General features: G+C 63.8%; 17 protein-coding genes. 9 read left to right on the plus strand and 8 right to left on the minus strand.

Features of this window, described 5'->3' with window-relative positions:
- Positions 1 to 57: 57 nt before the first annotated feature.
- The 3 genes from L338_RS04570 (at position 58) to L338_RS04580 (ending at position 2,433) form a co-directional block, all read left to right on the plus strand.
- Positions 58 to 912: an AAA family ATPase gene (locus L338_RS04570; RefSeq protein WP_022697188.1), complete on the plus strand. Its 855-nt coding sequence runs from the start codon at positions 58 to 60 to the stop codon at positions 910 to 912.
- A gap of 87 nt (positions 913 to 999) precedes the next feature.
- A complete protein-coding gene (locus L338_RS04575; RefSeq protein ID WP_152485816.1) occupies positions 1,000 to 1,179 on the plus strand; it encodes a hypothetical protein in 180 nt (59 codons plus the stop codon).
- Positions 1,180 to 1,893: 714 nt separating this feature from the next.
- Positions 1,894 to 2,433: a hypothetical protein gene (locus L338_RS04580; protein WP_022697190.1), complete on the plus strand. Its 540-nt coding sequence runs from the start codon at positions 1,894 to 1,896 to the stop codon at positions 2,431 to 2,433.
- Here L338_RS04580 and L338_RS04585 read toward each other — a convergent pair.
- Positions 2,425 to 2,649: a DUF6471 domain-containing protein gene (locus tag L338_RS04585; RefSeq protein ID WP_022697191.1), complete on the minus strand. Its 225-nt coding sequence runs from the start codon at positions 2,647 to 2,649 to the stop codon at positions 2,425 to 2,427. The two genes, L338_RS04580 and L338_RS04585, sit on opposite strands and share 9 nt — an antisense overlap.
- A 107-nt stretch (positions 2,650 to 2,756) precedes the next feature.
- Between L338_RS04585 and L338_RS04590 the strand changes: the two genes are divergently transcribed.
- Positions 2,757 to 3,719, plus strand: coding sequence for an IS1595 family transposase (locus tag L338_RS04590; RefSeq protein WP_022697192.1), 963 nt, complete (start codon positions 2,757 to 2,759; stop codon positions 3,717 to 3,719).
- A gap of 198 nt (positions 3,720 to 3,917) precedes the next feature.
- Complete coding sequence (locus L338_RS04595; RefSeq protein ID WP_022697193.1) at positions 3,918 to 4,367, plus strand: hypothetical protein; 450 nt, start codon at positions 3,918 to 3,920, stop codon at positions 4,365 to 4,367.
- A 228-nt stretch (positions 4,368 to 4,595) separates the two neighbouring features.
- Here the strand turns inward: L338_RS04595 and L338_RS04600 are convergent, their stop codons facing one another.
- The 5 genes from L338_RS04600 to L338_RS17540 all read right to left on the minus strand — a co-directional run bounded on the left by L338_RS04600 (position 4,596) and on the right by L338_RS17540 (position 7,908).
- Positions 4,596 to 4,916, minus strand: a complete 321-nt coding sequence (locus L338_RS04600) for a hypothetical protein (protein WP_022697194.1) — start codon at positions 4,914 to 4,916, stop codon at positions 4,596 to 4,598.
- 257 nt (positions 4,917 to 5,173) lie between these two features.
- Positions 5,174 to 6,106: a site-specific tyrosine recombinase XerD gene (locus L338_RS04605; protein WP_022697195.1), complete on the minus strand. Its 933-nt coding sequence runs from the start codon at positions 6,104 to 6,106 to the stop codon at positions 5,174 to 5,176.
- Positions 6,103 to 6,651, minus strand: coding sequence for a hypothetical protein (locus L338_RS04610; protein ID WP_022697196.1), 549 nt, complete (start codon positions 6,649 to 6,651; stop codon positions 6,103 to 6,105). Before L338_RS04610 ends, L338_RS04605 begins: the two co-directional genes overlap by 4 nt.
- On the minus strand, positions 6,600 to 7,796 hold the full coding sequence (locus tag L338_RS04615; protein ID WP_152485817.1) for a hypothetical protein: 1,197 nt from the start codon (positions 7,794 to 7,796) through the stop codon (positions 6,600 to 6,602). The genes L338_RS04610 and L338_RS04615 overlap by 52 nt, the downstream gene beginning before the upstream one ends.
- Complete coding sequence (locus tag L338_RS17540; RefSeq protein WP_022697198.1) at positions 7,768 to 7,908, minus strand: hypothetical protein; 141 nt, start codon at positions 7,906 to 7,908, stop codon at positions 7,768 to 7,770. The genes L338_RS04615 and L338_RS17540 overlap by 29 nt, the downstream gene beginning before the upstream one ends.
- A gap of 118 nt (positions 7,909 to 8,026) precedes the next feature.
- On the opposite strand from L338_RS17540, the gene L338_RS04620 reads away from it, so the two are divergent.
- Genes L338_RS04620 through L338_RS04630 form a run of 3 tightly spaced genes read left to right on the plus strand, consistent with a single transcriptional unit; the run spans position 8,027 to position 10,991 of the window.
- Positions 8,027 to 8,593, plus strand: coding sequence for a shikimate kinase (locus L338_RS04620; protein ID WP_022697199.1), 567 nt, complete (start codon positions 8,027 to 8,029; stop codon positions 8,591 to 8,593).
- Positions 8,590 to 9,702, plus strand: a complete 1,113-nt coding sequence (aroB, locus tag L338_RS04625; RefSeq protein WP_022697200.1) for a 3-dehydroquinate synthase — start codon at positions 8,590 to 8,592, stop codon at positions 9,700 to 9,702. Before L338_RS04620 ends, aroB begins: the two co-directional genes overlap by 4 nt.
- Positions 9,702 to 10,991 carry an HlyC/CorC family transporter gene (locus L338_RS04630; protein ID WP_022697201.1) on the plus strand — a complete coding sequence of 430 codons (1,290 nt, stop codon included), beginning with the start codon at positions 9,702 to 9,704 and terminating at the stop codon, positions 10,989 to 10,991. Before aroB ends, L338_RS04630 begins: the two co-directional genes overlap by 1 nt.
- Positions 10,992 to 10,995: 4 nt before the next feature.
- On the opposite strand, the gene L338_RS04635 is transcribed toward L338_RS04630, so the two are convergent.
- Complete coding sequence (locus L338_RS04635; protein ID WP_022697202.1) at positions 10,996 to 11,271, minus strand: BolA family protein; 276 nt, start codon at positions 11,269 to 11,271, stop codon at positions 10,996 to 10,998.
- 70 nt (positions 11,272 to 11,341) lie between these two features.
- On the opposite strand from L338_RS04635, the gene L338_RS04640 reads away from it, so the two are divergent.
- The gene (locus tag L338_RS04640; RefSeq protein WP_022697203.1) at positions 11,342 to 11,956 is read left to right on the plus strand and encodes a J domain-containing protein; all 615 of its coding nucleotides are present in this window, start codon (positions 11,342 to 11,344) and stop codon (positions 11,954 to 11,956) included.
- Between the two features lie 148 nt (positions 11,957 to 12,104).
- Here L338_RS04640 and L338_RS04645 read toward each other — a convergent pair whose 3' ends face one another.
- Positions 12,105 to 12,929: a S49 family peptidase gene (locus tag L338_RS04645; protein ID WP_022697204.1), complete on the minus strand. Its 825-nt coding sequence runs from the start codon at positions 12,927 to 12,929 to the stop codon at positions 12,105 to 12,107.
- Between the last annotated feature and the right edge of the window lie 68 nt (positions 12,930 to 12,997).

Genomic DNA, 12,997 nt, shown 5'->3' on the forward strand with positions numbered 1-12,997 from the left:
CGCCCCTAGCTTCGCTGCAATTGCGAAGGTTCGGAAACAGGCAAAAGGCAAGGCTACATGGCGCGTTTCGAGGGCACGGAAAATTACGTCGCGACCGAGGATCTGCGGGTCGCGGTCAATGCGGCGGTGGCGCTGGAGCGCCCGCTTCTGGTGAAGGGCGAACCGGGCACCGGCAAGACGATGCTGGCCATAGAGATCGCCAAGTCCCTCGGCTGTTCGCTGCTGGAATGGCACATCAAGTCCACGACCAAGGCCGCCCAGGGCCTCTATGAATATGACGCCGTGGCCCGCCTGCGCGACTCCCAGCTCGGCGATGACCGCGTCCACGACATTTCCAACTATATCCGCCGCGGCAAGCTCTGGCAGGCTTTCACCTCGGAAGAGCGCCCGATCCTGCTGATCGACGAAATCGACAAGGCCGACATCGAATTCCCCAACGACCTCCTGCAGGAGCTCGATCGCATGGAATTCCATGTCTATGAGACCGGCGAGACGATCACGGCGAAACAGCGCCCCATCGTCATCATCACCTCGAACAACGAGAAGGAGCTGCCGGACGCCTTCCTGCGCCGCTGCTTCTTCCACTACATCGCCTTCCCGGACGAGGAGACGATGAAGGATATCGTCGAGGTGCATTTCCCGGACATCAAGCCGCGCCTGGTCTCCGAGGCGATGAAAGCCTTCTTCCAGCTTCGCGAGGCGCCGGGCCTGAAGAAGAAGCCCTCCACCTCCGAACTCCTCGACTGGCTGAAACTGCTGGTGGTCGAGGATATCGACCCCGAGACGATCCGCGAAAAGGAACCGAACAAGCTGCTGCCCCCGCTCTACGGCGCCCTCCTGAAGACCGAACAGGACGTGGAGCTCTTGCAGCGCCTGGCCTTCATGGCCCGCCGCGAAAGCCGGACGCAGTAGTCACGCAATCGCCATTTGACCGCGCCCGGCGCGGCGCCGTCTAATCGGTTCCGGGGCGCGCCGCCGCGCCCGGACCAGGGGGACTTCATGACCAGACTTTCCAGCCGCATCGGCCTGCTCGCCGGCCTGACCGCCATCCTCGGCCTCTCGGCCTGCGCCATGATCGACGAGGATTCGCAACTCGACCCGGAAGTCATGGAAGACCCCTGGATGGACGAAGCCCGCGACAACTCCACGCCGCAAGGCGTGATGGGCGACAACTACTAGGGAATTTCCTCCGGGTTTGCGGAGGAAATTCGCTGTTCCCGGACCCCGCCTTCGAGACGCCCTTGCGGGCTCCTCAGGCTAAGGGTCGGGGGTATGAAGCTACTGTTTCTCCACCCGCGTCCATCACGCTTCCCCTGAGGAGCCGCGCCAAGGGCGCGGCGTCTCGAAGGGCCGGGAAAGCAGGGACAAACACGGAAATATCAGACCGGGTCTCCACCTGCGCCATACTCCCTCCTGTTCGCTGCCGCGAGGGACCATGAGCTCGGGTCGCATGGGGCGGGGAACGGCGCCGGAGGCGTCTCGGGAGGAGACCTTGCCCGATGACCGCTCCGGCCTGTCGGAAGGGACTGCGAAGGAAAAACGGTCGCAAGGCCAACTTCAGGCAGGTTCAAACGTCAGCGGCGCGCAGCTTCGGTTCGCAAAGCAATCCAATAATAAATACGGCCAGCGTCCGAAACGCGCGCCGCTTCCCTCACTCACCCAACACCTCCGAGGTCAAAGGACCTGCGGAGCTTTCGGCGCATCCTCTCCCGACAGTCGCCGGAATTGGCCTAGCCAATATCCGGGGACCAGAGACGGCGGACCCGCCGCAAACTGGATCCCGGACATCCGCTGACGCGGATTCCGGGAGCTAGAAAAGAGAAAAAGAAAAGAACGGCATTATGTATCAAGCGCACCAAGGCCGGGAGACTTTCAAATGAGTAAGGCTTCCCCGTGCACAACTTTTCCGACAACATGCCCCTTATGGGGGAGAGGACTAAGCTCACAATCTTGTTCGGGTTGGAGGCCGTGATGATCGGCGCTCCGAACGTATTCCCAACACTGCCTACGTTAGTTGGCGCCCTACTATTTTATACTGGTCTACTGGGGCTGGTTGTCACGGTCTCATGGATCGTGTTTCAGGCTGTGCGAAATCGAGGCCTAACACCGAAACCCGACTTAGACCTGACCGCTGCTTATAGGGCCGTCAAGAAGCACCTGGGGGACGATGGGCCAGCGCAGATCAAAGAGCTTGCCGGCAGGGGCAAGATCACCCTTTGGGGGAAGCCTCAGCTAGAATCCGGTGGTCTGAATGAAAAGACACCAACCTTTGGGCTAGAAGTCGAAATCCCCCAAGATTACTGGATCAGGGGCGATATCAGTTGGATTACCCTTCACGGGACCGAGCGCACTAAGGCGCACGGCGACAGTGAGACTTACGGAAAGCTGCGCCTGAACAGTAAGCAGCTAAAGAAAGCCGGACTTCTAGGATAACCGCAAATCCGTCACGTTGATTGCGCTTAAACACGCCAGCAGAAACGCTGCCGTGAATTTTCCCCGGCTGATTTTGTTTCGGATATTGCGTTCGCTGTCGCTGACCCCGACCGTTTCCAGCCGCTCGGCAAGCTGGGCGTAAGTCAGGCCCTTTCGCTTCAACTCGGCTTTCAGGAGGTTCGCGGCGCGGTCCTCCCATTGATTCCGTTCGGGCATGATTCGTCTCCTATGATGTTGAAAGCATCATAAATGATGACGTTTGCCCTTGCAATGGTGACATATGGTCATTATATCTAGTGCATAAGCACTGGAAACGATGACAAATGACGCAGCACTTTCTTCTCTCCGCCCAAGCCCGCTCCCTCTCCCTCAAGGAGATCTACAAGGCGGGCGAGGATGCCGCTTACAAGACGTTCTGTTCGATCCGCTGGGTTGAGACGGACGGGGGGCCGGTTTGCCCGCGCTGCGGCTGTCTGGAAGCCTACAGCATCACCACGCGCCGCAAGTTCAAGTGCAAGGCGTGTCACCACCAGTTCAGCGTGACCAGCGGGACGATCTTCGCCTCCCGCAAGATGGACTTTACCGACCTGCTGGCCGCGATCTGCATCTTCGTGAACGCCGTCAAGGGCATTTCCGCGCTGCAAATGAGCCGCGATCTGGACTGCCAATACAAGACGGCCTTCGTCCTGTCGCACAAGCTGCGCGAGGCCATGGCGCTTGAAACCAAGGGCATGAAGCTGGACGGCGTTGTCGAAATCGACGGTTGCCATGTTGGCGGTCATATCCGCCCGGCGAACTTTGCCGAGGAACGCATTGACCGCCGCCTTGCCCGTCACCAGACCGGCAAGCGCCGCGTTGTGGTTGCTCTGCGCCAGCGTCAGGGCCGCACCCTGCCGTTCGTCGCCAAGTTTGAGTCCGATGGCGTCGATATCGCCGCCCGCGTCCTGAAAGAACAGACCATCATCTTCGCGGACGAAGCCGCCCATTGGGACCGTCTGGCCGTTGCCTATCCCATGGGCCGGATCAATCACCGTGACGCCTATAGCGATCAGGGCGCGCATACGAACAATGTGGAGTCCTATTTCTCCCGCCTGCGCCGCATGGTCACGGGCCAGCACCACCACGTCAGCCCCGGCTACCTGCACCAGTATGCGGGCGAGGCCGCGTGGCGCGAGGATCACCGCCGCGAGGCGAATGGTGAACTGGCGGGCCGTGCTCTGACGCTGGCCATGGCGTCAGGCGTCAGCCGGAATTGGAAAGGATATTGGCAGCGCGCGGCGGCGTAGAACGTAAGCGGAACGTCTTACTTGGCGCCGAATATTGAATCAGGGTATTAAAAAGCCCGCACGAGTCGCAATCGTGCGGGCTGAAACTTTAATTGCCAACGGGTGGCAAGCTGTTGTTTTCGAATTTTCTAATTGGCAGATTCCGAGGAATTAGTCAAGCCGCCCTTTGGCTCCTTGCGCAGAAAAGGAGCCTTATCCATGCGCCAGCAAAACGTTGTAATTCTCCAAGTTTTCTTTAAGTACGACAATGACTTATGTGTCCGTGAGCTAATGTCGATACGAACCGCAATCGGCCGCGCCTTCCGGCCCGCCATGCATGACAAACGTCATATGGCGTTTGTCATTCAAACTACCGAAACACCGGAAGAATTAGTGAACCGTATCCGAAATGTTCTCGAAGCCGATTCGATTGCCAATTACTGGGCCTTGATCCCCTACCAGAACCCCGCGGGAAAATTCGGAGGTCTGGATGCCCTCACGACCCGTGTGCGGATGGCATATGCTGATGTTCGGAACAAAGCGAAGGCCAAGGACATGCGCAAGGCTGAGAGGCTCGTCCGCGAAAGCAGCGATCATGACACACTTGGAAAGGTGCATGTCGAGCGCCGCGGGAAGCGGAAACACACGCAACGCTCGGATCGCGCATAATGCAGGGGAAATAGCCATTGTCTTTTCTTTTGATACGGCGATTTGCGGAAATCAAGGGCAATCAACTTGCTCAGCAGATGGCACACGGCTAGTCTAAGTCTCTGCTAGTCCATTAAGCTAGCGGCGATCACTACCACGGTGGCCGCTAGTTAAGAGCGGGGCGGGCAACCGTCCCTCAACGCCTTAGGCCTGCGACGTGTTACCGCCGCAGGCCTTTGCGTATGTGAGTCAGGCCTTCTTGAGCGCCAGCATCTGGCCGCGCAGCGTCTTGGTCACGTCTTTCACGCGCACGGTTATATCTCTGACGCGTTCGTCTGTGGCCTCCCAGTCCATTTCACGGATGACCACAAGGGCAATGTCCCTGTTGCTCTCCGCGCCTTCGCGCATGGCGTCACAGACTAGGCGTTTCAACTGGCCGCGCTTGAATATGCGCTGGGGCGAGGTGTCCCCGCCCATGATCCTGATAGCAGCTTCAACGGTTTTGAGATCAGCGCGAAGGGCCTTGATCTCCGCGCGCAATTCGTCACGCTTTTTCTCTAGTGCCTTCATGCCCAGATTCTAGATAATCAAAGGGCTTGAGGGGAGTTCGCTATCTGGTGCTTTTGATACATAATGCCGGAAAAGAAGTCCCCTCGCCCCCGAGAGGGGGAGAGGGCTTGAGCGCCCAATCTTTGATTGGCTACGCGAAAGGGTGAGGGGGCGGCTCTCAGAACAAAGCGCCTGCCTCCAACGCCTCCCCTCATCCGGCCCTCCGGGCCACCTTCTCCCCTCCACAGGGGAGAAGGGACTGTGAGATCAGCGAATCGCTAATCCTCCCGCGCCAGCGGGTGCGCGTCTTCGACCAGCCGTCTCAGCCGTTCCTCCAGAACGTGCGTGTAAATCTGCGTCGTGGAGATATCGGCATGGCCCAGCAGGGTCTGGACGCTGCGCAAATCGGCGCCCCGCGCCAGCAGATGGCTGGCGAAGGCGTGGCGCAAGACGTGGGGCGAGATTTTCGAGGCGTCGAGGCCGGCTTTCAGCGCCAGCGCCTTGAGAATTTGCGCGAACCGCTCCCGCGTCAGGTGCCCGGCGGCGGCGCGCGAGGGGAAAAGATATTTCTCGGCCTTGTCGAACTGTTTCGTTCCCTTGGGCGGCAATGTGCGGTCCCGCACCGCGCGCCAGGCGGCGATGGCGTCCAGCGCATCGGGGTTCAGCGGCGCCAGCCGCTCCTTGCCGCCCTTGCCGCGGATCATCAGGCAACGCTCGCGCCGCGCCACCGCGGAAACCGGCAGCGACACCAGCTCGCTGACCCGCAGGCCGGCGGCGTACAGGACCTCGATCAGGCAGCGCGTGCGCAGGCCCGCCGTGCTTTCGTCGGACCGCGCCGCCTCCAGCAGAAGGTCGACATCGCCCTCGCTCATCGTCTTGGGCAGCGGGCGGCCCCTCCCCGGCGAATCCAGCGTCTCGGTCGGGTCGTCCTTGCGCTGCTTCTCCGCGCGCTGGAAGCGGAAGAATTGCCGCGCGGCGGAGAGTTTCCGCGCCTGCGTCGTGGCGGCCAGCCCCTCGCCCGCAAAGGCGGACAGGCATTTCGCCACGCCGTCCGCATTGGCCGATTTCAGGCTCTGCCCGTCCGCGCCCAGCCGGACCGAGAAATCTTCAAGATCGCGGCGATACGCCGAAAGCGTGTTGGCGGAAGCGCCCCGCTCGGCGCTCATCATCTCGAGAAAGGCTTCGATCGCGGCGGCGTCCGCGCCCCTCATCTGCGCCGGGCGAGCACCGCGGCCACCGCGATCTCCGCCGCGCTGTCATTCAGCCCGGCCCGGCGCAAGGCCGACACCGCGCTGTACAGATCAGCATCGGAGGCCGCCGCCGGGCTGTCGCCCAGCAGCGCCGCGGCCAGCAGCCCGGTCTCGGCCTTCGCGCCCGCTTCCGCCGCGGCCGCCAGCGTCAGGACCAGCGCCCCGCTCACCGCGCCGCCATCGGCTTCCAGGAACGCCGCGCGCATGTCCGGGGACAGCGGCTCGCCGCCCATCGCCGAGAGCATCAGCGCCTCGAACCCTGCATTCGCGCCGCCCTCATCCAGCCGCCGCTCGACGGCCAGTTCGCCGCGGGCGGAGGGATAAAGATCGATCAGCGCGTTCAGCCGCGCCAGATCCGTGTCCGACGGCGGATCGAAACTGGCGCGTTGCGAGGCCGGCGTGGTCAGGGAAACCGGCTCCGGCGCGCCATCGCCATCCGCATCCAGCGGCGCGCTCAGCGAGGAGGCCGGCGGCGGCGGCGGCGGGTCGTCGCCCGCTCGCGCCACAGCTCCGCCAGTTCCGGATCGCCGCCCGCCGCGGCGGCGCGGGCGAACAGAATGGCGTGATCGCCGGACCGCTCGATATTGGCCATCACCGGGCGATAGAGCCGGGCGGTCAGCATGAAATCCTCCGCCGTGCGGGCGCCGTCCAGCGCCTCGGCCACCGCGTCCGCTTTCATCGCCGGATCGGTCAGGCTCTCGGCGGCGCGGAACAACAGCGCCTCGCGCGTCTCGCCCTCGGCGTTCATCGCCGCGGCCATCAGGTCCGCGGCCACGCCCTCGGTCTCGGGCGGCTGCACGCTGCGATAGATTTCAGCCAGCGCCCCGGCGGAGATCAGGCCCATCCCCGCCGCCTTGCGGGCCAGCACGGGTTTGATCTCTTCCGGCCCCTCGCCCAGCGTCAGGGCAGTCAGGACCGGCGGCGAAAGCTCGTCCAGCTTCAGGCGGATCGTCGTGTTGCTGTTCAGCGCCATGGCCAGAAGAAGCGGGCTTGCCGGCTCCACTTCCTCAACCTCGTCGCCATAGGCCAGCGACATGGCGGTGTCGAAATTCTCGTCCGGTCCGGCGGCGCGCGCCAGATCCTCGGTCAGGCGGGCGGCGGAATCATTGGCGCGGGTCAGGCAGACCGCTCGAAGCTGCAGCCAGTAAGCCTCGTCCCGCCCGTCTTTCAGGCGGTTCGCCGTCTGGCAGGCCTGGTCCAGCTGGCCCAGCGACAGCTCGGCATCGGCTTTCAGGCGCGACAGATCCGGCGCTTCCTCTATGGCCGGCGTGCGGCGGCCCAGCTCGGCCACGTCCTCGGCGAAACCTATATTCCAGGCGGTCTCCATGCGCAGCGCGGCCAGCGCCTGATCGCCCGCCGCGCCGTCGGGCGGCGCGCCGCCGGACAGCAGCGCCCGCGCGGTCAGCCGGTTCACGGCCGCCGATTGCGACGGCGCCGGGGCGCGTTCGATCGCGGCGCGCGCCGTGGCGGCGTTGGAGCCGCGCCACAGTGTCTCGGGCAGCGCCCCTTCGCTGCGGTCCAGCGCGCTGACATCGAACGGATCGACCGGGCGCAGCGGCTCGGACGTGATGGACTGGGCCAGCGCCGCGCCGGCGCAGGCGGCCAGCGTCACGCCAAGCGCGCTATTCTTCAGCAGGGACTTCAATTTCAACGCGAACCTCCTCATCGCCCGGATCCATGCCGTTCGCCACCGCCAGCAGCCATGCGAAGCCGCCGATGAAGATCACCAGGATTGCGATGATGGCGAACAGGGTCAGACGCATCTTTGTCTCCAGAACTTATCTCAAGGCGTGCGCCAGCAAACAGCGGCGCCGCGAAAATATCCACCCCGCCTTTCTGCGCCTTGCGGCGGGCGCGGGCTATCCCTAAAGCTCGACATACATGACTCATCAAACTGGCGGAAGTTCGGCGGACAAGCCCCGCCGCGAAAAGACAATCGCTCTGGTCGGATTAATGGGCGCGGGCAAGACCACGGTCGGCCGGCGTCTGGCGAAACGGCTGCGTATACCGTTCTATGACGCGGACGAGGAAATAGAGAAGGCGGCGGGCCGCACGGTGAGCGAGATTTTCGACGAATTCGGAGAGGCGCATTTCCGCGACGGCGAACGCAAGGTCATTGCCCGCCTGGTCGATGACGGCCCCTGTGTTCTGGCCACCGGCGGCGGCGCGTTCATGAACGACCAGACGCGCGGCCTGATCAAGGATCGCGCCGTGTCCGTCTGGCTGCGCGTTGATCTGGATATCCTGGCCGAACGCGTCTCCCGCCGGAACACGCGGCCCCTGCTGCGCGGCAAGAATCCGCGGGACGTTCTGGAAAAACTGGCGGAAACCCGCGACCCGGCCTACGGACAGGCCGATATCGTGGTCGATTGCGGCCCCGGCCCGCATGACACGGCCGTGCGCGCCATCCTGCAATCGCTGGAACAGCACGGATACGCGCGGACATGAGCGGACATGACCTGACCGTCGATCTGGGCGACCGGTCCTACCCCATCCTGATCGGCCCCGACGCGCTGGAGCGATTTGGCAATAGCGCCGGGGAATATTTCCCGCGCGGAACCGCCAGCGTGATCAGCGACCGCACGGTCTGGGGACTGCACGGCAAGGCGCTGACCGATACGCTGGCGGCGGCGAATGTCGCCGTGGAGCCAATCCTCATCGAACCGGGCGAAGCGCAGAAATCCTTTTCGGAGCTGGAACGCGTGCTGGACGCGCTGCTGGAGCGCCGGACCGAACGCGGCGACGCGGTGATCGCGTTCGGCGGCGGCGTGGCCGGCGATCTGGCCGGGTTCGCCTCGGCCATACTCAAGCGCGGAACGTCCTTCATCCAGATCCCGACAACGCTGCTGGCGCAGGTCGACTCCTCGGTCGGCGGCAAGACGGGGATCAATACGGCGCGCGGCAAGAATCTGGTCGGCGCATTCCACCAGCCCAAACTGGTGGTCGCCGATACCCGCTTCATCGCCACCCTGCCCGGCCGCGAGCGCCGCGGCGGTTATGCGGAAGTGCTGAAATACGCGCTGATCCGCGACGCCGGGTTTTTCGACTGGCTGGAGGCGAAGGGACAGGACGTCCTCGCCGCCGAGCCGGAGGCCGTGGCCGAAGCCGTGCACCGCTCCGCGGCCTGGAAAGCCCGCATCGTGGCAGAGGACGAACGGGAAACCGGCGTCCGCGCCCTCTTGAATTTCGGCCACACATTCGGCCACGCGGCGGAGGCCGAAGCCGGCTATGACGGCGGCGTCATTCATGGCGAGGCCGTCGCCTGGGGCATGGCGGCGGCGACGCGCTATTCCGCGCGGCTGGGATTGTGCGCAGAAGACGCGGCGGACCGCCTTGCCGCGCATCTTTCCGCACACGGGCTTCCGCACAGTCTTCAAACGCTGGGCGGCGGGCCCTATGTTGCTGAACGGCTTATGCAGCGCATGGCGGACGACAAGAAAGTGTCGGGCGGACGCATCACCCTGATCCTGACCAAGGGGCTGGGCGAGGCGTTCATAGAGCCCGACGCCGACCCCGGCGCGCTGGCGACTTTTCTGGAGGATGAAACCAAGCCCTGATGATTTTCGGCCTGACTGCCACCCTGATCGCCATCGCCTTCCTGCTGATGCTGTCCGGATTCTTTTCCGGCTCCGAAACCGCCCTGACGGCCGCGTCCCGCGCCCGCCTGCACGGCTGGGAAAAGCAGGGAGACGGCGGCGCGCGCATCGCCAATGTCCTGATTGCAGACAGGGAGCGCCTGATCGGCGCGATCCTGCTGGGCAATAATCTGGTCAATATCCTCGCCTCTGCGCTGGCCACGGTTGCCTTCGTGCAGATGTTCGGCGAGGCGGGCGTTGCCTACGCCACAGCGGCGATGACCGCTCTTGTCGTGATCTTTTCGGAGGTCCTGCCCAAGAGCTATGCCCTGTCCAACGCCGACCGGTTCGCCACCACGGTCGCGCGGCCCATCCAGATCATCGTTTTCCTGTTTGCCCCGATTGTCGCCGCGGTGCGTTTCATCGTGCGCCTGACGCTGGGCATTTTCGGGATCAAGGTGGAAGGCGACGCGCTGGACGCGCATGAGGAAATCCGCGGCGCGGTCGACCTGCACCACCATGAAGGCGGCGTGGTCAAACATGACCGCGACATGCTGGGCGGCGTTCTGGATTTGCGCGACCTGACGGTCGAGGACGTGATGGTCCACCGCAAGAACATGAACATGCTGGACCTGGCCAAGACCGCCGAGGAGCTGGTCGACGAGGCGCTGGACAGCGCCCATACCCGCCTGCCCGCCTATGAGGACGACGCCGAGAACATTGTGGGCGTGCTGCACGCCAAGGACCTGTCGCGGGCGCTTCGCGCGGTCGGCGGCGACCTTTCGCAGATCGAGGTTCGGGATGTAACGCGCGAGCCGTGGTTTGTGCCGGAGACGACGTCCCTGCTGGAGCAATTGAACGCCTTCCGCCGCAAGCGCGAGCATTTCGCGCTGGTGGTCGACGAATATGGCGCGCTGATGGGCCTGATCACGCTGGAGGATATTCTCGAAGAGATCGTCGGCGAGATCGAGGACGAGCATGACGAGCGCGTGCAGGGCCTGAAAACGCAGGGCGACGGCTCTGTCATCGCGGAGGGGTCCGTCCCGATCCGCGACCTCAACCGCGCCATGGACTGGAACCTGCCGGACGAGGAAGCAGTCACCATTGCCGGTCTGGTGATTCACGAGGCGCAGACGATCCCGGAAACCGGCCAGATCTTCGCCTTCCACGATCACCGTTTCGAAGTGCTGAAGCGCCAGCGCAACCAGATCACGCTGTTGCGAATCTCGCCCGCCCCGGAACCCGATTTCGCCGTTCCGGAAGGCGTTTAAGGCGCTATTCCGCCTCTTCCGGCGTCAGGGCTCGAATGCGCAGCGCGTGCAGCCGGCCGGAAAATTCAGCGTCCACCGCCGCGTTCACCGCGCGGTGACGGGCAACGCGATTCATGCCCTCGAAGCCGTTCCAGACGACGGCGACGGCGAAATGGCTCTCGCCGCCATCGGGCGCGCCGGCATGGCCCTCATGCAGGGCGGATTCGTCCTGCAGCGCGATATAAGCGCCCGGAAATGCGGTCTCCAGCGCCGATTGAATCCGTTTCGCTGTCTCGCCCATAGCCCTATCTGCCTTTCACGCTTGTCAAGTCGTTGCCCGGGGGGCGGTCGCTGCCCATAATCTCTGCGTTATGTCAGGCGCGTTCCAATATCGCCCCAAGTTTCGGGACATACGGGTCAAACCGCCCGGAAAGGAAGAGGCGCGTACAGGCGAGCAGACCTGCGAGTGGGCCGGGTGTGTGCGCAAAGGCGAATGCCGCGCGCCGAAATCGCCCGAGGACCTGAAGCATTTCTACTGGTTCTGCGCCGAACACGCGGCGAAATACAATCGCTCCTGGGACTTCTTCGACGGCATGAGCGAGGGCGAGATCAAGGCGTTCCAGGAAAGCGGCTATTACGGCCACCGCCCGACCTGGGATTTCAAGAACGGCTCCCGCCGCGGCGATGCGGCCTCCCGCGCCAACCGCGACTGGACGACGATCTTTTCCGATCCGCACGGCCTGTTCGGCGGCGCCAAGCCGGGACAGCCGCAGCCCCAGACCCGCCGTCTGACCAAGCTGCAGAAAAAAGCGCTTGAGGAAATGAATCTGAGCGAGGCGGCCTCAGCCGGCGATATCCGCCAGCGCTACCGCGAACTGGTCAAACGCCTGCACCCGGACGCCAATGGCGGCGACCGGTCTCTGGAAGACCGCCTGCAGGCGGTTATTCGGGCTTATGAGACTCTGAAGACGACGGGTCTGACCTAGACTCCCCGTTCATGCGGTCGCGGACCGCCTTTTCGGCCGCGTCGGCGGCGCGGTTACGGCGATCCCGCGTTTTCCTGCCGCCCCAGAAGAAGAACGCCGCCACGGCGGCGCCGACCAGGATCAGGGTAATCAGGCCGGTTCCCATGCCCTAAAGCCCGAAACGGGAATAGGCGGCGCGGTGTTCGACCTCGGCGGCGAACGCGCTGGCGCCGCCGGAGAGCAGCTTGCCGACCAGGGATTTCTTCGGCCCGCCGAACGGCTTGACCCGGACGTCATCGCCGAACTTTTCCCGTAGGATGGCGCGCACCGAACCGGTGGCGTCGATCAGGCCCAGTTTTGCCGCTTCCTCGCCAAGCCAGACATCGCCATTGAACAGCGTCTCGTCATCGGCGGTTAGCTTGCCCTCGCGCCGGGATTTCACCAGCGCCTTGAACTGGGCGTGCATGCCTTTCTGGATGGTCTTCAGCCGCTCGATATCCTCCGGGTTTTCCGGGGAGAACGGGTCCAGCATCGATTTGTTTTTGCCAGCGGTATAGAGCCGCCGCTCCACGCCCGCCTTCTCCATCAGACCGGTGAAACCGAAACTGGCTGAAATCACGCCGATGGAGCCGACGATGGAGCCGGCGTCGGCATATAGCTCGTCCCCCGCCAGCGCGATCCAGTAACCGCCGGAGGCGGCCAGATCCTCGCAGAAGACCAGCACCTGCTTGTCATGCTTGTCCGCCAGCTCGCGGATGCGGCGATGAATCAGGTTGGACTGCACCGGCGCGCCGCCCGGCGAATTGATGACCAGCGCCACGGCTTTCGCCTTCTTCACCGTGAACGCCTTGTCCAGCGCATCCCCGACCCCGGCGAGATTCAGCGCGCGGTCGAAGCGTGAGGGCGTGGCGGAAATCGCCCCTTCCAGCCGCACCAGCGGCACGACGGGCGAAGATTTCAGGAACGGAAGGCGGAAACGGGACTTATCTGACATGGGCAAACACCTAAGCCCTTGGCGCGGAACTGCAAGCGCCGGAATGACGGGCGATATAGGGGAGGCTG

Source organism: Euryhalocaulis caribicus, from assembly GCF_000412185.1.
GTDB classification, from domain to species: Bacteria; Pseudomonadota; Alphaproteobacteria; order Caulobacterales; family Maricaulaceae; genus Euryhalocaulis; species Euryhalocaulis caribicus.

What these genes read in the sequence shown, in the direction of transcription:
- aroB (WP_022697200.1), top strand. Translation starts at nt 8,590, where the DNA reads ATGAGCGGACATGACCTGACCGTCGATCTGGGCGACCGGTCCTACCCC.
- L338_RS04590 (WP_022697192.1), top strand. Translation starts at nt 2,757, where the DNA reads ATGACGCAGCACTTTCTTCTCTCCGCCCAAGCCCGCTCCCTCTCCCTC.
- L338_RS04645 (WP_022697204.1), bottom strand. Translation starts at nt 12,929, where the DNA reads ATGTCAGATAAGTCCCGTTTCCGCCTTCCGTTCCTGAAATCTTCGCCC.
- L338_RS04640 (WP_022697203.1), top strand. Translation starts at nt 11,342, where the DNA reads ATGTCAGGCGCGTTCCAATATCGCCCCAAGTTTCGGGACATACGGGTC.
- L338_RS04595 (WP_022697193.1), top strand. Translation starts at nt 3,918, where the DNA reads ATGCGCCAGCAAAACGTTGTAATTCTCCAAGTTTTCTTTAAGTACGAC.
- L338_RS04630 (WP_022697201.1), top strand. Translation starts at nt 9,702, where the DNA reads ATGATTTTCGGCCTGACTGCCACCCTGATCGCCATCGCCTTCCTGCTG.
- L338_RS04605 (WP_022697195.1), bottom strand. Translation starts at nt 6,106, where the DNA reads ATGAGGGGCGCGGACGCCGCCGCGATCGAAGCCTTTCTCGAGATGATG.
- L338_RS04570 (WP_022697188.1), top strand. Translation starts at nt 58, where the DNA reads ATGGCGCGTTTCGAGGGCACGGAAAATTACGTCGCGACCGAGGATCTG.
- L338_RS04600 (WP_022697194.1), bottom strand. Translation starts at nt 4,916, where the DNA reads ATGAAGGCACTAGAGAAAAAGCGTGACGAATTGCGCGCGGAGATCAAG.
- L338_RS17540 (WP_022697198.1), bottom strand. Translation starts at nt 7,908, where the DNA reads ATGCGTCTGACCCTGTTCGCCATCATCGCAATCCTGGTGATCTTCATC.
- L338_RS04585 (WP_022697191.1), bottom strand. Translation starts at nt 2,649, where the DNA reads ATGCCCGAACGGAATCAATGGGAGGACCGCGCCGCGAACCTCCTGAAA.
- L338_RS04575 (WP_152485816.1), top strand. Translation starts at nt 1,000, where the DNA reads ATGACCAGACTTTCCAGCCGCATCGGCCTGCTCGCCGGCCTGACCGCC.
- L338_RS04635 (WP_022697202.1), bottom strand. Translation starts at nt 11,271, where the DNA reads ATGGGCGAGACAGCGAAACGGATTCAATCGGCGCTGGAGACCGCATTT.
- L338_RS04620 (WP_022697199.1), top strand. Translation starts at nt 8,027, where the DNA reads ATGACTCATCAAACTGGCGGAAGTTCGGCGGACAAGCCCCGCCGCGAA.